The sequence below is a fragment of the Psychromonas aquatilis genome (assembly GCF_038155185.1).
GTDB lineage: Bacteria > Pseudomonadota > Gammaproteobacteria > Enterobacterales > Psychromonadaceae > Psychromonas > Psychromonas aquatilis.
In genome coordinates this window covers 1-211 of record NZ_JBAKAZ010000439.1, presented here as the reverse complement: position 1 = coordinate 211, position 211 = coordinate 1, and the positions used below count along the sequence as shown (strand labels likewise).

The following is a 211-nucleotide window of genomic DNA, read 5'->3' as shown; positions in this document are numbered from 1 at the left end:
TAGAGCCTGTTTGTAAAAAGCTGGCAATAAAGGTATCAAGCAATTAGGTGATTTGGCTTAGCGACACACCAAATAATGCAGGAATCATTAATGTACGAATTTTTACATCACCCGGGTGATGCCATTGCCTAGTAGGTTTAAGCAGTAGGTTTTCTTTTTTCAAGAATGGATTTTGAAATATATACTGAATAAAACCACCAATAAAAACACC

At 35.5% G+C, this 211-nt stretch carries 1 pseudogene; it reads right to left on the bottom strand.

Going from position 1 to position 211, the window contains the following annotated elements:
• Positions 1–46 precede the first annotated feature (46 nt).
• Positions 47–211, bottom strand: a pseudogene (locus V6256_RS16090) (lipid II flippase MurJ); the annotation flags it as partial.